18 protein-coding genes and 1 pseudogene are annotated in these 24,692 nt (G+C 43.9%); 14 read left to right on the forward strand and 5 right to left on the reverse strand.

What is annotated here, in order from left to right; genetic code table 11:
- The coding region (locus ACED59_RS19595; RefSeq protein WP_371731375.1) for a pentapeptide repeat-containing protein at positions 1-1,470 on the forward strand (1,470 nt) is incomplete at its 5' end.
- A gap of 171 nt (positions 1,471-1,641) precedes the next feature.
- On the opposite strand, the pseudogene ACED59_RS19600 reads toward ACED59_RS19595, so the two are convergent.
- The 3 genes and pseudogenes from ACED59_RS19600 to ACED59_RS19610 form a co-directional block, all read right to left on the reverse strand.
- Positions 1,642-2,069: pseudogene (locus ACED59_RS19600) on the reverse strand (tyrosine-type recombinase/integrase); the annotation flags it as partial.
- Positions 2,070-2,154: 85 nt separating this feature from the next.
- Positions 2,155-2,364: a cold-shock protein gene (locus tag ACED59_RS19605; RefSeq protein WP_004731543.1), complete on the reverse strand. Its 210-nt coding sequence runs from the start codon at positions 2,362-2,364 to the stop codon at positions 2,155-2,157.
- Between the two features lie 448 nt (positions 2,365-2,812).
- A complete protein-coding gene (locus ACED59_RS19610) occupies positions 2,813-3,898 on the reverse strand; it encodes a PQQ-dependent sugar dehydrogenase (RefSeq protein ID WP_017098451.1) in 1,086 nt (361 codons plus the stop codon).
- 297 nt (positions 3,899-4,195) lie between these two features.
- Between ACED59_RS19610 and ACED59_RS19615 the strand changes: the two genes are divergently transcribed.
- The gene (locus ACED59_RS19615; protein WP_017098450.1) at positions 4,196-5,389 is read left to right on the forward strand and encodes a multidrug effflux MFS transporter; all 1,194 of its coding nucleotides are present in this window, start codon (positions 4,196-4,198) and stop codon (positions 5,387-5,389) included.
- A 170-nt stretch (positions 5,390-5,559) separates the two neighbouring features.
- On the opposite strand, the gene ACED59_RS19620 is transcribed toward ACED59_RS19615, so the two are convergent.
- Positions 5,560-6,345, reverse strand: a complete 786-nt coding sequence (locus tag ACED59_RS19620) for an ABC transporter ATP-binding protein (protein ID WP_017098449.1) — start codon at positions 6,343-6,345, stop codon at positions 5,560-5,562.
- Between the two features lie 77 nt (positions 6,346-6,422).
- A complete protein-coding gene (locus ACED59_RS19625) occupies positions 6,423-7,181 on the reverse strand; it encodes a siderophore ferric iron reductase (RefSeq protein WP_012600441.1) in 759 nt (252 codons plus the stop codon).
- A gap of 219 nt (positions 7,182-7,400) precedes the next feature.
- Here ACED59_RS19625 and ACED59_RS19630 point away from each other — a divergent pair, with 219 nt between their 5' ends.
- The 12 genes from ACED59_RS19630 (at position 7,401) to ACED59_RS19685 (ending at position 24,609) form a co-directional block, all read left to right on the forward strand.
- Positions 7,401-8,309, forward strand: a complete 909-nt coding sequence (locus tag ACED59_RS19630; RefSeq protein WP_017098448.1) for an AraC family transcriptional regulator — start codon at positions 7,401-7,403, stop codon at positions 8,307-8,309.
- Between the two features lie 246 nt (positions 8,310-8,555).
- Complete coding sequence (locus ACED59_RS19635) at positions 8,556-10,685, forward strand: TonB-dependent siderophore receptor (RefSeq protein WP_017098447.1); 2,130 nt, start codon at positions 8,556-8,558, stop codon at positions 10,683-10,685.
- A 90-nt stretch (positions 10,686-10,775) separates the two neighbouring features.
- Positions 10,776-11,726: an iron-siderophore ABC transporter substrate-binding protein gene (locus ACED59_RS19640; RefSeq protein ID WP_017098446.1), complete on the forward strand. Its 951-nt coding sequence runs from the start codon at positions 10,776-10,778 to the stop codon at positions 11,724-11,726.
- A 2-nt stretch (positions 11,727-11,728) separates the two neighbouring features.
- Positions 11,729-13,723, forward strand: coding sequence for a Fe(3+)-hydroxamate ABC transporter permease FhuB (fhuB, locus tag ACED59_RS19645; protein ID WP_017098445.1), 1,995 nt, complete (start codon positions 11,729-11,731; stop codon positions 13,721-13,723).
- Between the two features lie 221 nt (positions 13,724-13,944).
- Positions 13,945-14,757, forward strand: a complete 813-nt coding sequence (locus ACED59_RS19650) for a crotonase/enoyl-CoA hydratase family protein (protein WP_017098444.1) — start codon at positions 13,945-13,947, stop codon at positions 14,755-14,757.
- Between the two features lie 93 nt (positions 14,758-14,850).
- Positions 14,851-16,032, forward strand: a complete 1,182-nt coding sequence (locus ACED59_RS19655; RefSeq protein WP_017098443.1) for an OmpP1/FadL family transporter — start codon at positions 14,851-14,853, stop codon at positions 16,030-16,032.
- Positions 16,032-16,721 carry a hypothetical protein gene (locus ACED59_RS19660; RefSeq protein WP_017098442.1) on the forward strand — a complete coding sequence of 230 codons (690 nt, stop codon included), beginning with the start codon at positions 16,032-16,034 and terminating at the stop codon, positions 16,719-16,721. The genes ACED59_RS19655 and ACED59_RS19660 overlap by 1 nt, the downstream gene beginning before the upstream one ends.
- Positions 16,722-17,061: 340 nt before the next feature.
- Complete coding sequence (locus tag ACED59_RS19665; RefSeq protein ID WP_017098441.1) at positions 17,062-18,174, forward strand: NADH:flavin oxidoreductase; 1,113 nt, start codon at positions 17,062-17,064, stop codon at positions 18,172-18,174.
- A gap of 419 nt (positions 18,175-18,593) precedes the next feature.
- Entirely contained in the window at positions 18,594-19,229 is a 636-nt protein-coding gene (locus ACED59_RS19670; RefSeq protein ID WP_017098440.1) for a CatB-related O-acetyltransferase, read from the forward strand.
- A gap of 178 nt (positions 19,230-19,407) precedes the next feature.
- A complete protein-coding gene (locus ACED59_RS19675; RefSeq protein WP_017098439.1) occupies positions 19,408-21,054 on the forward strand; it encodes an ABC transporter ATP-binding protein in 1,647 nt (548 codons plus the stop codon).
- Complete coding sequence (locus ACED59_RS19680) at positions 21,051-23,303, forward strand: ABC transporter transmembrane domain-containing protein (protein WP_017098438.1); 2,253 nt, start codon at positions 21,051-21,053, stop codon at positions 23,301-23,303. Before ACED59_RS19675 ends, ACED59_RS19680 begins: the two co-directional genes overlap by 4 nt.
- Positions 23,296-24,609 carry an HlyD family type I secretion periplasmic adaptor subunit gene (locus tag ACED59_RS19685; protein WP_017098437.1) on the forward strand — a complete coding sequence of 438 codons (1,314 nt, stop codon included), beginning with the start codon at positions 23,296-23,298 and terminating at the stop codon, positions 24,607-24,609. Before ACED59_RS19680 ends, ACED59_RS19685 begins: the two co-directional genes overlap by 8 nt.
- The last annotated feature ends 83 nt before the right edge of the window (positions 24,610-24,692 follow it).

Consider the following 24,692-nt stretch of genomic DNA (forward strand, 5'->3'; position numbering starts at 1 on the left):
CTCGTTAGTGATTGTACTCACTTAACTCAGTGTCCAAAACTTCTGGTGCGGATCATAGATCTGACACAAGGCTCTTTCGAACTTGTTTTAGAAGAAATTGCTCTAGCTGTTTGGCATGGGCATGGTAGAACTGCAACTCTTTCTAGTATTCAACTTGCTTGTGAAAAAGCGAATTTGAGTTCACAGTTAGGCGAATTTAAAGAAGATGCTAGAAGAGGTGTTTCTAAATTGCTTACAGCTTTCTATTTTAGAGAAAGCGAACAGCACGTGAGTAATGAAAATACATTTGAATTTACACATAAAAGCTTTGATGAATACTTAATCGGAAGAAAGATCGCTAGGAAGTTTACTCAAATTCACAAGCACCTTCAGTCATACTATCAAGATCCGACGAGTTTCCCTTTTAATGAAGAAGCTGCATTGACAAGTTGGTTAGAATTATGTGGCCCAGCGAAAGTCGATCGGTACATATTTGATTTTTTAGTAAATGAAATTCGAGACCATAAAGATTTCAAACCTGAATGGCAGAAAACCGCTCAGCAACTAATAAAGCGAAGTATTACTCAAAATTGGCCAATTGAAAAAATACTTGGTTTGAACTTTCATGAAATGAAAGCTTATATACAGAATGCAAATGCCACTTTGATGAATGTGCATTTTGCATGTGCACAGAGAACAGAGAGCAGCTCAGAGTTTGAAACAGATGCAGACAATAATTTGTTAAGGGATTGGGTTGTCGCATTTTTACCACGGGTTGGAGGACATCAGAGTAGTAAAGCACTCAGTTATATGTCTTTTCCGCATTGTAGTTTTCCACTAGTTAATTTTAACTTCCTCCAGATTTCAAATGTGAATTTTCATGGAGGTAACATTAGTTTTGGTTCTCATTTGCACTCAATGTTCACAGGTAGTAACTTTTCGTACGCAGGGTGCTTTAATACTGCTCTACGATCTACTGTCTTTGATGACTGTAACCTCGACAACTCCCATTTCCAGAATTCAATGTTTAATGGAGGTAAATTCCATAACTCAACTTTAAATGAAGCATCTTTTGATAGGGCCGTATTGTATTCAGTTCGATTCAAGGTTTGCCCGGCTCTTAACGCTACCTTTGAGGCTTCATCTCTTCAAGGAGTTACATTCGATGATTGCAAGTTGATCGAAGCTGAGTTTATTGACTCTAGACAAAGCAGCGTGAAATATATAAATTCGGATCTGTCTAAAAGTTCATTTTCAGGTTCGAGATTATCGCAGGTTATATTTTCTAATGTTGATCTATCAGGCGTGAACTTCTCTGAATGTATTACTAATGTTGATGAAGATGAACCTACTCATGCGGAAGGTGCAGTTTTACAAGGTGTTGAATTTATAAATGTTACAATTGATGAAAAAACGCGTTTTTCTGAAGAGCAGATAGAGCTATTACCTAACGATTTGAAAGAGCAGTACCTTTCATTCCGTAAGAAGTAAGAATAATCAATATCAATAGCCGGGTTTGTTCTCGGCTCTATTGTGATTTGAAGACTTTACAGCTATTACGCCCTTAGGTTCGATAAGGGAATTTGATAGTTGTAGGGGTAAACACTCACATAGTTGAGTTCGCTAAAAAGGAGTCAATAGGCTCCTTTTTAGTAGCTTTGTTCATATCTTGCGTTTATGCAATTTATGCGGAAACAGCTGGGTATAAACCTGCCACAAGGTGTTTAGGTTCTTATGACCAGTTACTGAGCAACTTCCTCAATGGTAAAGCCTTTCTCAAACAAGCGGCTTGCACCTTCACGGCGTAGGTCATGATAGCGTAGGTTGCAAGGGAAAATTAACTCTCCCCAACGAATACCACACACTTCGCTTACCCTCATACAGCTCAGGATGCTGAAGTCTAAAAGTATAGAGTAGGGGATTTTGTTTTCTCTGCGCTGTTCGCGCTCTTCTAGTGCCTCTTTCAACAAGTCTATTTCATCGGTAGTAGGGCGTCTTGTTCGTTTCTCTGATTTACCGATGAGCTTCATTTCATACAGGATAGGTGTTGCTTCTAAGAATGTGTTCACGTTCGCGAAAACGTTGAATAGAACTAACTACCCTAAATCTCTGAATAGCGGGTAAAAAAATAGCCAGCAGAGGCTGGCTATTTTTAGAAAGCTTTAAAATACTAAATTAAAGTACTTTGATGCTGTCAGCTTGTGGGCCTTTTTGACCTTGAGATACAGTGAACTCAACTTGTTGGCCTTCAGCAAGAGTTTTGAAACCGTCGCCTGTGATTGCAGAGAAGTGTGCAAATACGTCTGGGCCGTTTTCTTGCTCGATGAAGCCGAAGCCTTTAGTTTCGTTGAACCATTTTACTTTACCAGTAACTGTGTTAGACATGATGATATCCTAAAATTAAATTTTTATTTTGAGCCAATTGTGGCACTGATAGCGCGGAAAAGTTTATTGCTATTGCGTACAACACAACGGGGTTACTAGTAATCCAACGAAATGTTTATATACAAAGAACTTTCTTTCTAGCCGAGATGAAGTCTAAATCAAATTAGGGGATAGTCAATCGAATCCATAGTGAAAGGTTGCAGAAACTTGGGGGTAGTCAAACTTTGCATTCCTTAAATATCATGGAGTTACAGTTGTATGGTGATTTGTTGTAGTTTTTGTGAAAAAGGTGGTCGAAATTGATGACGAATTTGGAGTAATTGCACTGTTTTGGCACATTTATTTTCCAAATTATTAAGCCGCTAATTGGTGCCTGGCCCCAATTTTAACGGCTTATATTTATAAATCTCACGGTAAGCATCATGTGTCTATTGGAACGAGCTTTTGACTACTTTTTCAAGCGATACAGGTTGCCATTATCGGTACTGAAAAAGATGTCGCCGCTTGGTGAAGTTTCAATGTCTCTTATCCTCTCGCCTAAATCTTCTAAAATACGTTCCTCTTTAATTGTTTCACCTTGTCCATTGACTGTCACAATATTGATGTGGGTAAGTTTAAGCGCGCCGGCCAGCAGCTTTCCTTTCAACTCTGGGTATTTGTCACCTTGGTAAACAATCAAGCTGCCCGGAGCGATTGAAGGCACGTAGACTTTTTTAGGCGCTTCAATGCCATCCTTAGTTTCAGACTCGCCTACGCTAATTGGGCCCCAATACTCTTTTCCGTGTGATGTGACAGGCCACCCGTAGTTGGCACCTGCTTTAATTAGGTTGATTTCGTCACCACCTCGCGGGCCGTGTTCAATCGACCACAGCTTCTGGGTCGGGAAGTCGTAATACAAGCCTTGTGGATTACGATGGCCATAGCTCCAAATCTCATTGAGTACCTTGCTGTTATCCGAGAACGGGTTATCGCTTGGTGTGCTTCCATCAGCATTCAATCGTAATATTGATCCGGCGTGAGTCATGGTGTCTTGGCCGTTGTCTCGATCACCACGGTCGCCGATTGAAAAATACAGGTGGCTATCATCAAAGGTGATACGGCTACCAAAGTGACGTCCGGTGTCCGTTCTGGATTTAGATACAAACACGTCTGTCCAATTGGTAACTTCATGATTGCTGTAATTAGCAGAAGCCAGTGTCGTTACGCCTTCACCATCGACGTCTTTACTGTAAGTGACGTAGAACTTTTCGTTTTCAAAAGGGGAGAGCGCGATATCCAACAGACCACCTTGGCCTTTCGCCCAAACATTGGGCAGCCTGAACAGCGTGCTTTGCTCACCCGTCTTTAAATCAACCTGTTTAATGACGCCAGCTTTTTCTGTTACTAGCATGGAGTTATCGTTGATATAAGCCAACCCCCAAGGGATCACGAGTCCGTCGGTGATCTTCTCTACTTGCCATGCAAAAGCAGAGGATATTGGACTCGATGCGATGAGTGCCAAAGCACAGGAAATAAGACGATGATGATTGTTCATGGGAGTCCTTTGTTTTCATGACGTGGTATTAGTTTAGCTTGTGGTCGACAGGTGCAAAGGTTGGGTTACTGAAAAGTGACTATTCATTTATTTAGTTCAACCAGTGTTGTATGAGTAAGCAAGCTCACGTATGTTTAGCCTGCCATTCTCTATTCGATTCCTTCGGAGCATAATGAATACTACCCTTGCAACATCTTCGCTGTTTTCTCTGTCTGTATGTTGTCAGGTTGATACTCAAGCTATCTATTCTCAAACCACCCGATCTCAAAACAGCTGTTATATTGGATACTTTACATCATGAGTCGTCGATTTGACTTTAAATCGATCCTACTTGCGTGTTTGGTCATCAGCATCGGCCAACTCAGTATGGGGCTGGTATTTCCATCATTACCATGGATCGCGAAAGACTTTGATGTTTCGCTAGAGCAAGCTCAGCTTCTGGTGAGTGTCTATTTGTTAGGTTTTGGACCTTCTCAGTTTATCTATGGTCCAATTTCCGATGCTCTAGGGCGTAAGAAGGTGCTGTTAAGTGGTTTGTTGATTGCGATGCTTGGGCTATTAATGATCATCTTCTTTAGCCATTCATTTACTAGCATGGTGATGGGACGTTTTCTGCAAGGCTTAGGAACGGGTTGTTGCGCTGTACTTGCTCGTGCTTCCACGCGGGATAGATTCAGTGGGGCAGATTTACCTTTAGCTATGTCCTACATTGCGATGGTCGCGTCTATTACACCTTTGATTGCGCCCGTAATCGGCGGCTTTATTAACTTCCATTTTGGCTGGAGCATGGTGTTCATCTCGCTACTTGGCTATGTCTCATTAGCTTGGGTGGTTTTGGCGTTCAAGTTTAAGGAAACCGTCACTCAGATCTCCGCTATTCCTTCGCCAAATAAAATGGTTTCTCAATACAAAGAGTTGCTAACTTCTCGCTATTTTATGAGTTTTGCGAGTATTGGCTGGCTTAACTTTAGTTTGATGATCACTACCGTATCAGTGATGCCATTTATTATGCAAAACCAGATTGGCATGACGTCTGATGAATACGCTATGTGGGCGGTCATTCCTGCTTTAGGCATGCTGGGTGGAACAAGTTTATGTAACCGTATTCGCCCCATGTTGGGCAACAAGAAAACTCTGTTATGTACCCCTGTATTGCATATCTTCGCGGCGTTGTGGCTTTTCTTTTGCCCACTTGAGCCTTTGTATCTCATGCTTGGCCAGTTCTTGATGATTCTTGGCAATGGTATTGCATTGCCTTGTGCTCAGGCGTTGGTGATGTTGCCTTATAAGAAGAACGCTGGCGCTGCTGCTGCGATGTCTGGCGGCGGGCAGATGGTGGTGTCTTCAATGGTGAGTATGGGGCTAGTTCAACTAGGGCTAGGAGAAGCGTGGCATTTATCGCTTGTCATCATGTTGTTCACTATTATTACTCTGATTAATATTTTACGTGGTTTCAGTAGTCAAGAAGCGAGAGAGTCGCAGCTGAGCTAATTAGTTAATTAGTTAATTAGTTAATTAGTTATTTAGCTAGCGAGTGAAAAACGAAAAGGCCATTGAAGTTTATGATTTCAATGGCCTTCTTTATGCTTAGAGCTTAGAGCTTAGAGCTTAGAGCTTAGAGCTTAGAGCTTAGAGCTTAGACTTAAGCTGAAATGCCCGAACTATTCACAGACGACTGCAACCTTCTCACTTGCTGCTGTCTTAGCTGGAACTGGATGATCGATCAGTCGAATCGGAGACTCATACAAAGCTGACAGCGCTTGTTCATCAAGTAACTTATCCGCACTGCCTTCAAAAGCAATCTGACCTTTTTTCAGTGCAACGATGTGTGTCGCGTAACGCAGTGCTAAGTTCAAATCGTGCAAAATGACGATCACCCCAACATTTTCCGTTTTGTTGAGTTCAGACAGTAAACCCATAAGCTGAAACTGATGATGCACATCCAGTGCCGAAGTTGGTTCATCAAGGATTAGTACTGGTGATTGCTGAGCCAACAACATCGATACCCACGCGCGTTGACGCTCTCCTCCAGATAAATCATCCGCCAAGGCTTGCGAGAATTCAGTGACACCGGTTCTTTCCATCGCTTGTTGGATAATCGACTTATCTTCTGAATTCCAACGGCCTAGCGCGCCTCTCCATGGGAAGCGACCTAAACGAACCAACTCTTCTACGGTTAAGCCTGCAGAAGCGGGGAGCTTTTGCGGTAGATAAGCAATTTTTTTCGCTAAATCTTTGCTTTTGAATGAAGAGAGGGAAGCGCCGTCTAGTTCCACGCTGCCGTGATCCGGCGACATCTGCCCTGAGAGTAAATTAACGAGTGTAGATTTACCCGAACCATTATGGCCAAGAACGACTGTCAGTTCATTGGTCGAAATCGTGAGGTCTTCGATTGAGAGAATGGTTCGTTCATCACGAACAATTTTTATGTTTGAAAGCTGAAACATGTCAGTCCTGTAATTAGATCAGTAGCGAAGCTCAATGGGAGAAGGATCGTCGTATTGAACTTTAATAAATGGCGTGACTAAGCGATTTTTTTGTTGTCTGGATGCCTAGGGCAATTATCACAGTACTTTCTTGAATCGCACTTATAAACCAGGCAGCAGCTGATTCTGATCAGTTTTAACATCCCCGAACTAGAGTCCACTTTAAGGCTGTCTAAATGATTTTCAGACAACTGGCATGCTTCTAACCAAAGCTTAGCTTGCGCAATAATGTAATCGTTGGTCAGGCTTGGTTCGTGTTGCTGAAGTTTTATCAAACTGCCTAACAATAGATCGGCCAATAAATGATTGGTAAATCCTGGGCGAATACGTGTCCATTCACTGATCTGGCTTCGATAAAACTCAGTCAGTGCAAGAATGGCTTCACCAGCATCGGGAATCAGCTCTTCTGGTGAACCATGTTGATGATCACCATTAAAGAAGCGGTAGCCAGTAATGAACTCTTTGTATCTAAATTGACCGATATTCTTGATGTCGGGCAATGAATGAAGCCCATAGATAGAAATGAAAGTCACATAGATAGGCTGCCAACACACGAGATCCCAGGTTCGCGTTAACCAATACGCTTTGCCTGCTTCTGGGTGGCTTTGCGAAAGACCATCGTAAACTCGTTTGAGCTCTTTATGGCTATTCTCATTTGTTACCGCAATGCTCTTGTTATTAAGTGCACCAAAGCTTCCGCTTAAATAAGGGGTCACTTGTTTTGAGTAAGCGAAGATTTTTTGATGTAGAGACGGGGCTTTCCGACGAGTGATAATATTGTGCAGTTGGGGAAGCATCTTAAATCAATAAATGAGAATCAGTTGCGTTATCATAACGAACATAGTCGAGGATAACCATACAAAATGGAGCATCTACTCGGTGCTTTTTACGTTTTTGAGATTTATAAAGTTTGGGTGGGCTGTCCTTTTTTCAGTGATAAAAGCCACTTTAAGTGATAAAAGTATTGTTGAACCCAACACGCCCTAGTCAAAAATAGAGAAGATGAAAGCTTGAATATGAACACACCTGCATTTGACCGTATCAGCCGCGTTCTGGCTTATATCCATGCGAATCTTAGCTCTGCGTTATCGCTAGAAGATTTAGCGACGCAAAGCTGTTGGTCTCGTTGGCAGCTGCAAAGAGTGTTTCAAGCCGAAACCGGGCTTACCGTGGCGAACTATGTGAGAGAGTTAAAGTTAAGTCAGGCTGCCGAAGAGCTGCTTGATGGAAAAGATCGTGTTATCGATATTGCGCTTGGTCTCGGATTCAATTCAGAAATAAGCTTTAGCCGTTCGTTTAAGCAAATGTTTGGGGTAAGCCCAAGTCAGTATAGAAAAGCAGGCAAAAGAGTAGGGCTAAAAAAGCCGATACAAGTATCTGAGACGGCGAGTAATTCAGAAAATAGGGCGTTAAGCTTTGTGGAAGTACGCATTGATGAAAGAGAGTCTTTCTTAGTGAAAGGAATGACATCAGAAATCAGTGGCTTGTTTTCACTCACGCAAGACTTCGCGCAGAAAGTCCCTCAGCTATGGTCACGTTTAGAAGGTGAGGTTGAAATCCCTGACGCCAACATGCTCCAGTTTATTGGCGTTGTTGACCTGACTCAGTCTTGTTTTGACGGAACCAATATTTACTATTGTGCGGGCGTTGAGCTTCATGACGAGATCTCTATCCCGCAACTGCCTAGTATTATCTCTGATAAGTTAGAGGTGCTGACGATTCCGAAGCAAACCTATGCTGTAGTGAAGCACCGTGGTCCTATAGAGCATCTACCCCATACTCTAAGTTGGTTTGTGCTTAATTGGCTTCCAAATTCAGGTTATCGTGGCGTTGATGGTTATGAACTTGAGATGTACCCATTTGGCTATCAAGCTCATGCTTCTGATGCGGAAATGGAGTACTGGGTTCCTATTATTAAATCGTAGTCATATTTCAGCCCTCCGACTTTCTCCCCCCTTCTCAAAAGCCTTTGTGTTACAAGGTCAAAGGCTACAAGGTCAAATGTTACTAGATCAATTGTGTGTTTAATCAGCAATTGACCTGGTTTTACTCAAAATAGGCCAAGTTCTTTTTGAATTTGCACCAAATTGTTAATTATCCCATCTCTAGATACATACAATGCAAATGAGATTTATTACTATTTACAATTAAGCATTGGTACCGAGGGAATCATGACCACTCACACTCGTTTTAAGTATTCATCATTGGCAGTCGCATTGCTGACTGCGTTTTCAGCGCAAGCATTCGCGGAAGATACCGCTACTTCGGCAGATTCGAATGTAGAAACTATTACTGTTATGGGTAAAGCCTACCGTAATACAGCAACGAAAACCGTTTTAGCGCCAGAAGAAACGCCGCAAACACTTAACGTTATCGAAAGCGAACAGATGGAACAACGTGGTGTTAAGTCTGTAATGCAAGCTCTTCGTTATGCACCAGGTGTATCAACCGAGAATAAAGGTGGTGCAGTGGTTCTTAGTGATTGGGTTAAAATTCGCGGTTTTGACTCTACGAATAACTATTATGACGGAATGATGTTGCCAATCCTTCCTGGATGGAACGTACAACCTCAGATTGATCCTATTGCAATGGAGCGTTTGGAAATATTTAAAGGTCCAACATCGGTTCTTTACGGGTCAATGCCACCAGGAGGCATGGTTAATATCATTGCAAAAGCGCCTAAGTTTGAAGAGTCTACGAAAATTGGCTTAGCAACGGGTTTAGATAACTTAGTTGAAGCTTCAATTGATACAACGGGTGCTTTGAGTGACAACGTTGCTTATCGCTTGGTTGCTCTGGGTCGTAAGAAAGATACGCAAGTAGACGGCGTTGAGGAAGAGCGCTATGTGATTGCGCCATCAATCGATTGGTATGTGTCTGATAAAACCTTTATTAACTTCAATCTTTATTATCAGAATGACCCTGCACTAGGTCAGAACGTGACACTCCCATTAGCGGCGATTGAATCAGGAAAAGTCTCACCTTCGACATTTGCCGGGGATGTTAATTACAACACCATCAAACGTGATTTCTTGATTACTGGCTATAAGTTTAACCATGATTTCAACTCAAATTGGGCATTTCTTCAGAATTTCCGTTATATGAAAACTGACTTTTATCAAGAAAGTACTAGCAGTGGCAATTTTGATGCTTCAACTGGCTCATTAGCTCGTTCAGCATATAGCACCGATGAAAGTTCTACGGGTATTAGTGTTGATAACCAACTATCGGGCCTAGTGTCGACTGGCTCATTGGATCACTATTTACTTTTTGGTGTGGATTATCGAAACACAGAGGGTGATGTAGCCTACGACGCTTTCGCAGGTGTTGATAGCATCAACCTTTACAATCCAAATAACGATAAGCTGAACCCGAATGATTTTACTAAAACGTATTATCAAAATAACGACATTGAAGTGAGTCAGCTTGGTTTCTATTTCCAAGACCAGATGTTGATTGATAATTGGGTGTTTATTGCTGGTGGTCGTTTTGACAAAGTCGAAACAACGACAAAAGTATCAGTATTTGGTGGTGCACCAAGTAAAACGGATACTGATGATACTAATTTCTCATACCGCTTAGGTGCTTTGTACAAATTTGATAATGGTTTATCTCCATTTGCTAACTTTGCTACCAGTTTTGAACCGAGTGTAAAGTTAGATACTAACGGTAACAACCTAGATCCTGAAACAGGTGAACAAGTTGAGTTGGGTCTTAAGTATGACTCATATGAGAATATGATTTCAGGCTCGATGGCTCTGTTCCAAGTGAACAAAAAAAATGTGGGCGTTCGTCCTGATGGAGCTTCACCATGGACTTCAGTTGGTGAGATTCGATCACAAGGTATTGAGTTAGAAGGACGAGCACAAGTCACTGATAACTTGGATGTGTTAGCGAACTACACATACACCGATATGGAAATTACTGAAGATAGAAACGCATCAAATATCGGGCAAACACCAGTATTTGTACCAGATCATACTGCAAATGTTTGGGCTAACTATTTTGTACGTAGTGGTGCAATGAGTGGCCTTAGAGTCGGCGGTGGCGTGCGTTATGTGGGAGAAACTGTTCTAAACGATACGTCAGACAAAAATAAAGGCCAAGTACCATCATATACTTTAGTTGATTTGTCTCTAGGTTATGACTTAGGAGAGGTTAACAGCTCGCTTAAGAACACAACAGCTAATGTCGTTGCAAATAACATATTCAATGAAGAGTATTACACTTGTTGGAATGAGAGCTATTGCTGGTACGGTCAAGAGCAAACTGTAGAATTTAATGTTAATTACGAATTCTAACTAAGTTAGGGTTATCAATTTAAAGCAGCCATTACTGGGCTGCTTTTGTCGTTTGAATAAATATAGAATTTAGATTGAGTAGGCAACAATATGAATTTACAACGAATAGCTTCCCATGTTTCTAAAATAAAGAGCTTGCATACAAAGCTAGCAGTATCCGTATTAGCGAGCGCTTTATCGTTTAATGCGATGGCTGATTACCAAGTTGAAGATAGCGAGGGCGTTAAAACCCTTGAAGCTCAGCCTGTTAGAGTGGCGGCGCTGAACTGGGACATAGCCGAACAAGTGATTGAACTCGGTGTTACGCCAGTCGCGGTCCCTGATATTGCAGGTTATACCGATTGGGTTGTTCAACCTGCCATTCCAGAAGGCGTGGCGGACATTGGCACTCGAACTGAGCCCAATTTTTCTGCTTTGAAGAAGCTAAATCCTGATGTGATTCTCATCGCTTCGCCTCAGAAAGATCTTCAGGAGCGACTATCTGAAATTGCGCCCGTGCTTTACTACCAAACGTACAGTGAACAACACAGCAATGCAGCGGCTGCTATCGAGAACTTCAAGAAGATCGGACAGTTGCTTGGTAAAGAAGAACAAGCGAACCAAAAGCTGGCCGCAATGGATGAGCGTATCGCTGTCCTTAAGGCTGAACTGGATAAAGCGTATCCGGGCGACAAACCGAAAGTGACCTCTTTCCGTTTTGCGAGCACCACATCGGTGTTCATTTACGGCGATAACTCTATTCCACAATATGCGCTTGAACAGTTAGGTTTTGAAAATGCGATGGATCTTCCTGCGAGTCAGTGGGGCATCAGTCAAAAACGAATGACAGAGCTTAAGAACGTAAAGAAGGGCATTGCACTTTACTTTGAACCTTTCCCATATCAAGACAAACTAGACCGTTCTCCGGTTTGGAAGAGCATGCCTTTTGTTCGTAATGGTCAATTTAGCCCAGTAGCGGCAAGTTGGAGTTACGGCGGTGCCATGTCGATTTTGTATAACGCAGAAGCTATGGCGCAATCGCTGTTGACGTTAGCGGAGTAGTAATGAAATCCAGTGGTTTGGTGATGGGGGCAGTGCTGTTTTTCGCTTCCCTTGTTCATTTATGGTTAGGGCAATCTGAATTTGGCCCTATCGGTGAGCTGCTCCAGCAAGTTTCACTGATCAGTGACAGCGCGGCATTCAACTCAATGGTTGATGATTCATTCGAGTTGATGGCGTTAATCTATGTCAACTTGCCTCGCTTGGTCATGGCGATCTTGGTTGGCGGAACACTCGGCACCATAGGTAGCCTGTTTCAACAACTGACACAAAATCGCATGATGTCGCCGCTAACCTTAGGTACATCGTCAGGAGCATGGCTTGGTCTGGTTATTCTGAATGTGGTTGCGCCGATGTTGGTCGCTCAGTATTCAGTTTGGTTCGCTCTGATCGGTGCACTGCTGGCGATGGGGTTGATTGTTTCGATTGTCGGAATCAAAAACATGAGCGGCTTGCCAATTGTTTTGGCGGGCATGGCGGTCAACTTGTTACTAGGGGCATTTGCGACAGCAATTATCCTGCTTAACGACCAGTACGCACAGAACTTGTTTGTATGGGGAGCGGGTGATCTAGGACAGAACGGTTGGGAACAAGTACTTTGGTTAATGCCTAAGCTACTGCCGATCATCGCCATCTTCTTATTGGCGCCAAGAGTCCTGACTTTACTTTCGATTGGCACTGAAGGGGCAGCAGCACGCGGGCTCAATATTGGCGCAACATTCTTTGTATTGATGGCGGTTGGCGTTTGGTTGGTGTCGGTGTCGATTACCTCAGTGGGCGTGATCAGCTTTATTGGTTTGATAGCTCCGAACATTGCGAGGCATCTAGGTTTTCTAAAGGCCAAATCTGAACTCGTCGCAAGCTGTGTATTAGGTGCGTTACTGCTTTGCGTCACTGACAGTTTAGCGATCTTCTTGGCACAATGGTCTTTGGATATGATTCCAACAGGGACGGCAACCGCGGTCATTGGCGCTCCAGCGTTGATCATAATTGCGAGAAAGCAATTATCGGCTCAAGATCAGCTGTTTTTCTCGATGCCTAAAGGCCCAAAGTTTATTTCACCTTTGGCTTACTTCTTGTTAAGCACAATGATTTTTGGGCTGTTGGCGTTGAGTGCATTGTCACAGCCTTCTTCTGATATGGGCTATTTTGTTATCCCAGACGCATTTGAATGGTCGATTCGTTGGCCGAGAATATTAACGGCGATATTCGCTGGTGGCGGTTTGGCGGTGGCGGGCGTGATTTTACAAAGGTTAGTCTACAATCCGCTTGCAAGCCCGGACATTCTTGGTGTGTCGGCGGGCGCAGTTCTGGCGTTGATTTTCAGTAGCCTGTTTATGGGATATTCGATTCACTCCTTGAGCCCGTGGGTTGCGTTTTTGGGCAGTGCGATTGCACTGTGTTTATTGTTACTTCTTGGCAAGAAGCACCAGTTTGCGCCGTCTATTTTAATCCTGACTGGTATCTCGCTCACCGCAATGCTAGAAGCTTTGGTGCAATTCTCTTTAACGCGAGTGGGTGAGGGGAAATACACTTTATTGGCTTGGTTAGCGGGGTCTACCTATCGTGTTGAACCTGAATCAGCAATGATTTTGGCCATGGTGATAACGGCTTCTATCGGGGCTGCTTTACTGTTGAGTCGTTGGGTGACCTTAATTGCGACTGGACGTCAGTTCGCGAGTGCCAGAGGGTTAAATATCAATCTCGCCTACGTGGCATTGTTGTGTATTGTTGCGATCTTATGCTCGGTCGTGACAACCACCATGGGGCCAGTCGCATTTGTCGGCTTGTTAGCTCCGCATATCGCTGCAATGATGGGGGCTCGCTTGGTTCGAGAGCAGATCATCTTGTCGTTTTTAATTGGTGCTGCTCTCATGCTATTTGCAGACTGGTTAGGGCAAGTGGTGGTGTTCCCAGCGCAGCTTGCAGCAGGGACGTTAGTTTCAATTATTGGTGGCAGTTATTTCATCTTCTTGTTACTGAAATCTCGAAGAACATAGGTTCTGTCAAAACAGAGAGCCCTTGATTATCAAAGCTACTGGCAATAAAAGCTACGAATGAAAAGCAGTGAATGGAGCGAACCATCACTGCTTTTTTATTGATGTCGTTTGTGTAAGGGGGAGGTGTTAAGCAACACAGGTCTCGCTTCTTAATGTGCAAGTTTGGCATATGTTAATAAAATGTATAATCTAAAGGTCTGACCACTCATAAGGTAGCCACCATGCCAAACCTCGATCGTATCACTTGTTCCATTGATGAAAACCAAATTGCCACCGTTGTGCTGAATAGACCCGATAAGCTCAACGCTATTGATATGGCGATGTTTGAAGGCGTCGATAATATGATCAGAGAACTCAAAAAGAATAACGAGATTCGCGCTGTGATAGTGAAAGGTAATGGTACGGATTTTTGTTCAGGGCTCGATGTTAAATCGTTATTGAACAGTAAAGTTGGAGCGATGAAGCTTTTGTTCAAATGGTTGCCGACGTTGCCAAATGCGGCTCAGTATTTTTCTATTGGTTGGCGAGAGATCCCTTGCCCTGTCATTTTTGCGATTCACGGGCGTTGTTGGGGAGGTGGGCTTCAATTAGCCAGTGGTGGCGATTTTAGAATCGCTAGCCCAGATGCGAACTTCTCGATATTGGAAGCGAAGTGGGGGTTGATTCCTGACATGGGAGGCGCCATCGCATTTCGCGAGCTGATGCGTAAAGATCACACCTTAGAAATGGCAATGACGGCCAAAGTGCTCGACAGCCAAACCGCTAAGGAATATGGCTTGGTGACTAAAATCGCCGAAGATCCTTACGCTGAAGCTTATGCGTTGGCACTTGAGTGCGCGAATCGTTCGCCAGATGTCGTCGCAGCTAATAAGAAACTCTACAACAAGACTTGGTGGTCCAGTCCTGGGTTCGCCTTATTTTACGAGACTTGGTATCAAATAAAGGTAGGGCTAGGTAAGAACAGAGCAATTGCTGCTCAACGTGAAATTCATCGAGACAAGCCGCGTCCATACGTCGCTAGAAAGTTCAAATAACGCTTGTAAAGTAATAACGGGTATTCCCATTGTTTATAGGGCTTTGCGGTAACCTTAGATCAATTTAATGTCTAAGGCTAAATGAGCAATCTGATGAACAAAACTTTTACTTACTCGCTAGCTGCCACCGCAATTTTTACAAGTTTAAATGCTTTCGCAAGTGGTCTATTTTTACAAGAAGCTGTCGTCGCCAATGCCGGTACAACTGGTGCCGGTGACGGTGTTTACTCTCGTTCAGCTGCTGCGATGTGGACCAACCCAGCAACCATGTCTCACATGGGCGAAAGCAAAACGACTATCAATACCATGGCGTTTGACCTTGAGATGAAATATCAAGACAACCAAGACTCTAGCGGTGATGGTAAAGGCCATTCAGTGTTGCCTTCATTTGGTGCTTTCCACGCGCATCAAGTAACAGAACAACTGCACCTTGGTATAGCACTTGGCGCTGTCGGTGGCTCAAGCCTTGATTACGGTAGCGATTGGGCAGGTGCAGCCCTTCTAGAAGAAATTACTCTGACCGCAATGCAAGTGAATCCATCACTGAGTTATAAGCTGAATGACCAATGGTCTGTTGGCGCAGGTATTCAATTGAGTTGGGCTGCATTACAACAGTCAACATCTGCGTTGACCGTCAAACAAGACACAGATTGGGCATACGGCTATAACCTTGGCGTGATGTATACCCCGACAGATAAGCTTAAGTTGGGTGCGAGTTACCGTTCGAAGCTAGAACATGAGTTCAATAATGACGTAAAAGGTCCAACAAATATCGGACTACTGAACTCTTTATCTACAGATATTGTAGTTCCAGAAATTATTGACTTAAGTGCGAGCTATGCGTTGAACCAACAGCTTGACCTGTTGGCGAGTATTCAGTTGCACCGTTGGAGTGAGTGGGATACTACTGTTCTCGATTTTGGAACCCAAATAGGGGGGCTCCAGATCGATCGTGACTGGGATGATGTTTGGAAATTTGCGGTTGGTGCTGATTATCAACTTAACTCAGATTGGCGTCTAAAAGCTGGCTTCTCTTACGAAACATCACCACAAGACGATCCGTCAATGCAATGGGTTGACCTCCCTGTAGGCGAACAGTACCGCTACTCTGTAGGTGCTTCAACGTATTGGGATGATATCTTGATCGATGTGTTCTACGAATACGCGGACTTAGGTTCGGTTGAGATGAATCGTGATGGACCTACAGGGCGCAACTTGCTCAATGGTTCTTTCGATGGCCGTATCCACTTTGTTGGCGTTAGTGCGACCTTCTAATGACATTACGTACTTTATTACTTGTTGCTGCTGCAACGTTCGGGTCGATGGGGGCTTTTGCTGAAGAGAAGCACCCTGATGATCCGACTAAAATCGTGACCAAAGCGGGCGTTGCTTATAACGAAGATTTGCAGTTCTCAGGCTCTATCGGTTTAGATGAAGCGCGAATGATCAACGCTCGTGTCAATGCGGACGGCGAAGAGTGGCGATTAGGCGGTTCATGGCTGTTGCCTATGGGTATCGTGAATTTCAACTTTAGCCGTTCTGAATATGATAACGATGCTTATAAGAACAACTACAGTATTGGCACATTTATACCACTGAGCTATTTCGATATTGAGCCGTTCGGTTGGCAAATCTTCCCAATGGCTGGTTACAGCTACAACGATGGTGAAGTAGCCGTATTCGATGATGAGAATGTGGGTTCTGATTATGTATTGATGCCGAGCTCGACACATGGTGGTTATATCGGAGCGTTTGGCTTAAAAACGATAACCGATGAATGGTCTATCATGGGCTTTGGTGGTGGTTCAATGGGTTCTGACGATTACTCTGGCTATTGGACTGGCGTTGGTGCGAGTTATAAATTGAGTGATGCTCAATCATTCAATTTCTTCACAATTTTTGCTGAGGATGATTTTGGAGAGAACAACAGTGTTGGTGCATCTTACACCTATGAGTTTAAATAGCTGTTAGCAGGCAGCAATTCGCAGGTGGACACCTCTCGTAAGAACCATTAACTTAGTCCAGATTAAATTGAACAAAGTCGCTTATTAAAACTGAGCGACTTGCTTTTATTCTATTTCCCAATCTTTTTTATCTCTTTCTGCTGCTTTCTATCTCTTTCTCATGTGAGAGTACTGCTCTCTTAATCTAGATTAAGTTTTCCTCGCCTTATTCTCTGTACTATCCGCATAAATCAACGCCCATTCAGTAATGGACAAAAGAGAGTCACTTTGTGAATAAGAAGTGGTTCTCTTTTGTCTTTTAAAATGGGCAAACATAATAAAGATTTAATGAGGATAAGACTTGAGCACTTTGTTTACAGAAACCCACATTGGCAAGATGACACTAAAGAACCGCTTCATTAGAAGTGCAACGTGGGAAAATATGGCTACCGAAGACGGGCATATGACAGATAAACTGTACGCTATCTATGAAGAGCTGGCTCAAGGTGAAGTCGGCCTGATCGTGACGGGTTACGCGAACATCGTTGAAGAAGAAAAGCCGAATGCGGGCATGATGGGTATGTATAACGACTCATTCATCGAAGAGTATCAGAAGCTGACTCAGCTGGTGCACGACAACGACTCTAAAATCGTGATGCAGTTGGCTTATGGTGGCACCAAAACCACACATGATCTTGGTGAACGAGTCATCTACGCACCAAGTGAGGTTCCAGAAAAAGGAACTCAAACACTAGGCAAAGCGATGACCAAACGCGAGATCGACTACATTGTTGATGCCTTTGCTCAAGCGTCATTAAGAGCACAGAAGTCAAGTTTTGATGGCGTTGAAATTCATGCCGCTCACACTTACCTGATTAACCAATTTCTAAGCCCTTATTACAACCAACGTGAAGATGAATACGGCGGTAGCTTAGAAAACCGCATGAGATTTTTGTTAGAGATCTATACCGCGACACGTAAGCTGGTGGGTGATGATTTCCCTATCTTAGTTAAGCTCACGGCATCCGAGTTTTTTGAAGGTGGCGTCACCTTTGAGGAAACACGTATTGTCTGTAAAAAGCTTGAACAAGTGGGTGTGGATGGCATTGTCGTGTCAGGCAATATTCATGGCAAAGCAGACACTATGATTGGCGAGTCGCACGATGGTTTTACCATTCAAGCTGAAGGCTATTTCCATGAGTATGGTCACGCGATCAGCCAAGACGTTAATATCCCGGTGATCACGGTTGGCGGCCTAACGGATTTTGATGCTATAGAAGCGATTGCAAACAACACGGGCATTGAGTACTTCGCGCTTTCAAGACCGCTGCTTTCTGAACCCCATTTAGTTAAGCGCTGGAAGGAAGGGGATAGAAGCCCTGTTGAATGCGAACGATGCTCTAAGTGTCGTACTAAGCGCGGTAATTTTTGCGTGGTGAATAAAGACAGAAAAGTACAGCTTGCACGTATGTAGTCGCTGAGCCCAACTCCAAGCGTGAGCCGAAATTTATAGCCGAGTCTAAGTTTGAGCCTGTGTAATCGCGCAGGCTCTTGTTCATGCCGTATTCTACGAAACGAAATTTGAAACCTTAGTAATCACATCTTCCTGTCAAATGGGTGCGACTAAACAGATACACTACGCCTGTAAATTATCCAACCAAGTTATCGATAAAAACTGGACAAACTTTGAAACTACTTCCTCTTCTTAAGCAACCTCGAATCCACTGACGTCTCTTTAGTTTTAGCGACATTGCTATGATTTAAGCGTGATACTCACTATTCATCCCAGTGAACCCTGTGTTTATAGGGCGTTAGTTTGTGCACCTTGGATTTGCATCGTCGAACATTTTGATAGTTAACGAATAAAACTAAATAGATCATTCAGAGGTAAAAATGCAAAAGAAGCATTGGTCCAAATTCGAGTTGCTGCATGAAGTCGTAACCAACCCCAATATTCATGTAAAAGGTCAACACAGTTATTACAGCGATTGCTGGGATAATGGTTTTGAACAATCGGTAGTGCGTTATTTACACGGCGACGAAGTCAGCCGCCAGTGGGAGCCACGATGGAAAATCGACGAACTCTATATCGGCGATTATGTCTGTATTGGCGCAGAGGTCGTGATTTTGATGGGGGGCAACCATACCCACAGAGTTGATTGGTTTTCGCTGTATCCATTTATGGATGTCATCGACGATGCCTACATTGGCAAAGGTGACACTCACATTGAAGATGGGGTGTGGTTAGGCATGCGAGCGATGGTTATGCCCGGTGTGACGATTGGCGAAGGCGCTGTAGTTGCAGCGAATAGTGTGGTGACTAAAGACGTCGCACCCTACAGCATTGTCGGTGGTTCTCCAGCTAAAGTCGTCAAATACCGCTTTGATGAGTCCGTTATTGACGAGCTCATTTCATTCAAAATATACGAGTGGCCCTCAGATAAATTTGAAGCGCTGAAACCGTATTTATGTAACTCAGACTTTTCAAAGTTAAAGCAGGCGATAACGGATTACGACAATTGTTTGTAAGGAGCGCTTGTAACGAGCATTTGTAAGGTGCGTTTTTAAGGTACGGGTATAGCCACAGATTTGTGTAGAAAGATCTGTGTCATATTTATATTGAAAAACACGTTAAATCAGTCCGTTACCTTGCAATACTCAACATGGTGTACCAATCTTATTTCATAAGCATGGATAAGGATTGTGTATGCCCGCAAGTTCAATGAAAAACAAAGGGGTGGTGGGGAAAGTCCTACTGCCTTCTTTACTCATAAATCTTCTCTCTCTCGCCGTTCCGTTAACGGTTTTACAAATTTACGATCGTATTTTACCTAACCAAAGTTACGGTACTGCCACTTTGTTGTTGGCGGGTGCAGCGTTGGCTGTTGCCATGGAAGCATTGATCCGGTTTGTGCGTACTTGGCTTTTGTCAGCCGCGGCCAGCAATACCGAGAAAGCGACCTATCAAACCTTGGTTGAAAGAGTAACAACGGCTTCATCAGGCCATCTCCGCCAAATTGGTGTTGGCGGCGTGGAAGAGGGGCTTGGTTCTGTATCCAAAGTCAAAGATTGGTATTCCGGTGGTGTGATTGCAGGCTTTATTGATTTGCCTTTTGCCTTGTTCTTCTTGGGCTTGGTGGCTTACATCGGCGGTGAGCTGGTGGCGATACCTTTGGCAGTTTGGCTGATTACTCTCGGAATCGTTTGGTTATCTTCTATTCGCGTTAAAAGCTTAAGTGAAGAAGCTTCCCAAGATGAGCAGGAGCGAAAAGCGTTCTTGATTTTACTGAGCCAAACCATTCAGGGAATCAAACGCCAGGCTGTTGAGTCTCGAATCTTCAATCAGTTTAAATCCCTCAATAATGTTCGCTCTCAGTCTAAAGCGAGAGAAGAAGAACAGAACGCCTTCGCCCAAGAATGTATTCAGCTTGCTGCATTAGCCACGTCAGTTTTACTCGTGATCACTGGCAGCTTATGGGTGTTGGATGGTCAGTTAACTACTGGTGGCTTGGCAGCATGTTCTATCTTATCTGGCAGAGCGGTTGCGCCTTTGAGTGCTCTGGTTGGGGTTAGAATCAAGCTTAATTCAATACACAGTGCCAATCAGGCAATAGAAAAATTGAGTGACTTATCACTATCGGAATCTTCAGATTCTGAGCATGCTGAGAACCACTTATCTGACTTTGATACGTTGGAAATCAAGCAAGCGACCGTTGAAAGGTATGGTGAACTCTCTCATGCAGATGTGACACTGAATAAAGGTGAGTTGGTATTGTTAGAGAGTGAAGATCGCCACACCAACAGTCATTTATTGTCGTCGATTGCAGGTATTGATGATCTAAAAGCGGGTGAGTGCTTCATTAACGGAGCTGCAGTTTCAATCGCATCCGTAACCAATATTGTGGCCTACTGTGGCGTTAAAGGGCAGTTGGTGTCGGGTACTATTCTCGACAACTTGTGTGGCTTTGACCCTGAGAAAACGCAAAGCGCCAGTGACTATGCAAAGCGTTTGGGTTTAACCAAAGAGATTACTCGATTACCCGATGGGCTCGAGACACAAATTGGCCATACGAGTGCTTCTTTGTTGAGTATGGGTAACGTGAAAATGCTCAATATCGCGGCTCAATTGGCAAGTGATAAACCCATAATCATGTTGGAAAGGCCGGATTCTTCACTTGATTTAGACGCCCTTGGGAATCTAGCTAAGGTGTTGGAAGAAGAAGTAACGGCAGGACGCACGATACTGATGGTGAGCTACCATTCGAAGCTTCGCGAATTGGCTAATCGAATCATTACAGTGGAAAGTCGAGCTATTACGGTCGACAGCGAGAGCAACCAGGAGGCTATCGTATGAATCGTTTAGATATTGGTAACCCTTCAGGTACGAACAACCGTGCAGATACCAGCGGTCGACAAGAGGTGATGAATCATTTAGAAACCGAGAGCCTTTCCGTTCTTAAGCAGTTGGAAGTTAATGCTAATATCCAGTTGTTCGCACATCAATGGGTCGATGAAAATGGCATTGAATCAATCGACGATATGTTTGCCTTGTTAGACAGGCTTGCACTGCCTTATCGCTTGGTTGCCAACCTAGATGAAGTTGGTGAACATAAATTGGTCTTACTGGTACTTGGTGAACATGAGCTGGTCTCTGGTCATTTAGAATCCAAGCAATTTGTTGCCTTTAATGCCAATGACGACATCACCGATATCCCTCAGTTTTGTATTGTTATCGAAGGGCCACCATTAGAGAAGGCCTCTCCTGATTGGGTTGGCGAAAGGTTACATGCGTTTCGTCCCATCATTCCTAAATTGTTATTGGTCAGCTTTATCACTAACTTATTTGCGCTTGCTGTTCCCTTCATCACGATGTCGATTTATGACCATGTGATTGGTGGTGATGCAGGGCATGAGTTGCAAGGTATCGCCATTGGCGCGGCGTTGTTGTTTGTGATGATGGGTTGGTTGAGAACATTACGTAGCCGAGTGTTTGCTTCAGTTTCCAACCGAGTAAGTCGTGAGATTTCTCAATCCCTCGTGCAGCGTCTGCTTCGTAATAGCTATGCTCAAAATCAGCAAACAGCTTCTTCTAGTCAGCAAAACCAAGTGATGCTGTCAGAGCGTATTTCAGGTGTGCTATCGGGGCCATTAGGAAATGCGTTATTTGACCTACCATTCATTCTTATTTTTGTACTTGCGATAGGTGTTTTAGGCGGGTGGTTGGTACTGGTTCCAGTCGTCTCTTTAATCCTTTATTACTTGCTAGCAAAACGCTCGATACGCTCTAGCAGCAAGCGCTCTATGCAATCGACAGTGGCAGGTACGAATCGTCAAAACATGACTAATGAGCTGTCATCCAAGCTTGCCTTTATTCGCAGTGCTGGATTCTCAGAGCACTGGATTCAACGTTTCAAAAAGGCCAATCTTCTTGCTTCAACAGTGACCTTTAATCAATCGGTTCTCCAGAGCCGGTACACCTCGATTTACTATTTCATTGGTGTGGGGTCGACACTCGCCGTGATGGGGTTAGGAATAGGACTTATTTTTGAACAAGTGATGACGCCCGGTGGTTTGATTGCTTCAATGATGTTGATATCTAAGGTGACTGGCCCAGCTCAGGTGTTGGCAAACAGCGCTATGCGTTTTAATAGCTTTAATCAATCCAAGCTGCAAGTGAACCGTATTTTGTCTCAGCCGTCTGAGCGTGAATTCAGTTACCAGCATCACCCGTTACCTGTGGTAGCGCCTAACTTGAAATTAGACCAAGTGACACTGCGCTATCCCAAACAGAGTCGCCCGGCCTTGAACGGTGTGAGTTTTGATATTGAAGCCGGTGAAATTGTCGCGATTACCGGCCCTTCTGGGAGCGGTAAATCAACATTAATTGAAGTGCTGTCTGGCTTGCAGCCTATCCAAAATGGCATGGTCGAGCTTGAAGGCGTTAACCTCGTTCAATACGATCCGCAGCTTTATCGCCACTGGTGTTTTATTCGAGCCGCATATCCTGATTTGCTTACGCTGAGTATTCGAGAGTGGCTAAACGACGGTCACAAAGTCGAAGATAAGAAAATGATATCTGCAATTGAAATGGTGGGCGGAAAGCGTTGGTTCGAGACATTATCAGGTGGGCTCGATACTTCCATCAGCAGTATTCAGCCGGACAGCCTTTTTGACATGTTGTCTGGCAGCGTCGCGCAGATCCTCATTGATGCAAAAGCGCTGGTTTATGACTCCCCAATGTTCTTAATGGATAATCCTGTGCCTGATGCTCACCCAAATGCTAAACGTATATTTGGTGAGTTTGTGCAGTCGAAAAAAGGAAAAGCAACGGTGATTTACACGTCCCACGATCCGGATTTAATCAAGCTTGCCGATAAAGTGGTGGTATTAAATGAAGGTGCAGTGGTTTATGCCGGTCCATTAGAGCCGGAGCAGTCTTCGAAGCAGGAACAGCCTTCAGAGCCTCAAGCTTCTCAAGAACCGCAGTTATCTGAGCAACCGTTATCTCAAGAGCTACAGCCGTCAACTCAAGAGGCGTCTGCTCAAAAAAATGCAGCCCAACAAGAACAATCAAAGTCTAAGCAAGGAGTCGCTAATGACTAAACAATCTATCGAGAAGGGCAAGCGCTACGGTGAACTTGTTGAATCACAAAATACGGCTCGTACATTGGCGCTGGCCACATGGTCGGTTGCCTTATGTGTTATTGCTTTTGCCACTTGGTCTGTAGTCACTCAAGTTGATGAAATCGCCAAAGCCAAAGGTGCTGTGATTCCGGAAGGCGAGAAGCAAGTATTACAAAGCGCGATTGGCGGGAAGTTAAAGCAAATTCTCGTTAAAGAAGGGCAGTTGGTTGAGAAAGGCCAGCCGCTTGTTGAGTTTGATGCCACTTTCCAGCGTACCGCCCTTGAAGAGCTAAAGTCCCAACAAGTGACGCTTCTAGCCAGTGTGGAACGTATGAATGCGCTGCTTGAGCAGCGTGAGCCTAACCTTGCTGAGTTTGAGGTCGATTACCCAGAGATCGTCAGCCAACAAAAAGCGCAGCTGAACGCGCAAAAAGCCCTCTACTTCCAAAAGCGTGTGGTGCTTGAGAAAGAGAGCGAACAAATTGCAGAGCAGCTTCGTAGTGTAGAAAAGGCCTTGCCGAGTTATGAGAAAGAGTTGAATGCGACTAAGCAAGAGTTGAATATACTAGAAAAGGGTTATAAATCGGGCAACATTTCACGCTTACGTGTGCTTGAAATGCGTCAAAAACTGGCCAGTATTGAGCAGAAAATTGAAGAAGCTCGTGGCAAGAAGTCGGTATTGATTAGACAAGCTGACAGTAATGACCAAAAAATCATACAGCTTCTGGCCGAGGCGAAAGCTAAAGTGAGCGATGATCGTTCTAAAGCCGTCTCTGACTTGTCAGCCCTGAACGCCAGAGTACGTTCAAGCCAAGCGAAACTGACCAACACCATGTTAGTGTCGCCGCTACAAGGTTTGGTGCAAAGCCTGCCAAGTACAAAGAACGGAGGTGTTATTCAGCCGGGTGGCACTGTGGTTGAAATTGTTCCTGTTGGTGGGAAAGCCGACTTTAAAGCTCGTTTGTCGCCAAGAGATATTGGTTTTGTGAGTGTAGGGCAGCCGACTCGTATCAAGATTGATGCGTTTGATTACAGCCGCTTTGGGGCGCTAAAAGGGGCGGTTGAGAGTATTTCACCGACCACAAGTCAAAGCGAGCGTGGCGAGATCTATTATGAAGTCGTCGTCTCGGTGGATGTTCCCTATTTCCGTGATAATCCTGAGAGCTTTTCTATCTTGCCAGGTATGACGGGCGAGGTAGATATTACAACCGGTGAGAAGTCAGTATTCCAGTATTTATGGAAACCGATTTATACCAACGTGAGTGTCGCGTTTGGGGAGCGTTAGTTTGTTTTATAGTTAAAAGTTATAACTGAAATTTAAAAGAGAATAGAAATAAAAAGGAACACTAAATAGTGTTCCTTTTTTGG

Source organism: Vibrio sp. FF266 (assembly GCF_041439695.1).
In the GTDB taxonomy this organism is placed as follows: domain Bacteria; phylum Pseudomonadota; class Gammaproteobacteria; order Enterobacterales; family Vibrionaceae; genus Vibrio; species Vibrio tasmaniensis_A.

Bases quoted from the DNA above. Each gene is read 5' to 3' on its own strand.
- ACED59_RS19605 (WP_004731543.1), bottom strand. From the start codon at position 2,364: ATGTCTAACACAGTTACTGGTAAAGTAAAATGGTTCAACGAAACTAAA.
- ACED59_RS19610 (WP_017098451.1), bottom strand. From the start codon at position 3,898: ATGAACAATCATCATCGTCTTATTTCCTGTGCTTTGGCACTCATCGCA.
- ACED59_RS19615 (WP_017098450.1), top strand. From the start codon at position 4,196: ATGAGTCGTCGATTTGACTTTAAATCGATCCTACTTGCGTGTTTGGTC.
- ACED59_RS19620 (WP_017098449.1), bottom strand. From the start codon at position 6,345: ATGTTTCAGCTTTCAAACATAAAAATTGTTCGTGATGAACGAACCATT.
- ACED59_RS19625 (WP_012600441.1), bottom strand. From the start codon at position 7,181: ATGCTTCCCCAACTGCACAATATTATCACTCGTCGGAAAGCCCCGTCT.
- ACED59_RS19630 (WP_017098448.1), top strand. From the start codon at position 7,401: ATGAACACACCTGCATTTGACCGTATCAGCCGCGTTCTGGCTTATATC.
- ACED59_RS19635 (WP_017098447.1), top strand. From the start codon at position 8,556: ATGACCACTCACACTCGTTTTAAGTATTCATCATTGGCAGTCGCATTG.
- ACED59_RS19640 (WP_017098446.1), top strand. From the start codon at position 10,776: ATGAATTTACAACGAATAGCTTCCCATGTTTCTAAAATAAAGAGCTTG.
- fhuB (WP_017098445.1), top strand. From the start codon at position 11,729: ATGAAATCCAGTGGTTTGGTGATGGGGGCAGTGCTGTTTTTCGCTTCC.
- ACED59_RS19650 (WP_017098444.1), top strand. From the start codon at position 13,945: ATGCCAAACCTCGATCGTATCACTTGTTCCATTGATGAAAACCAAATT.
- ACED59_RS19655 (WP_017098443.1), top strand. From the start codon at position 14,851: ATGAACAAAACTTTTACTTACTCGCTAGCTGCCACCGCAATTTTTACA.
- ACED59_RS19660 (WP_017098442.1), top strand. From the start codon at position 16,032: ATGACATTACGTACTTTATTACTTGTTGCTGCTGCAACGTTCGGGTCG.
- ACED59_RS19670 (WP_017098440.1), top strand. From the start codon at position 18,594: ATGCAAAAGAAGCATTGGTCCAAATTCGAGTTGCTGCATGAAGTCGTA.
- ACED59_RS19675 (WP_017098439.1), top strand. From the start codon at position 19,408: ATGCCCGCAAGTTCAATGAAAAACAAAGGGGTGGTGGGGAAAGTCCTA.
- ACED59_RS19680 (WP_017098438.1), top strand. From the start codon at position 21,051: ATGAATCGTTTAGATATTGGTAACCCTTCAGGTACGAACAACCGTGCA.
- ACED59_RS19685 (WP_017098437.1), top strand. From the start codon at position 23,296: ATGACTAAACAATCTATCGAGAAGGGCAAGCGCTACGGTGAACTTGTT.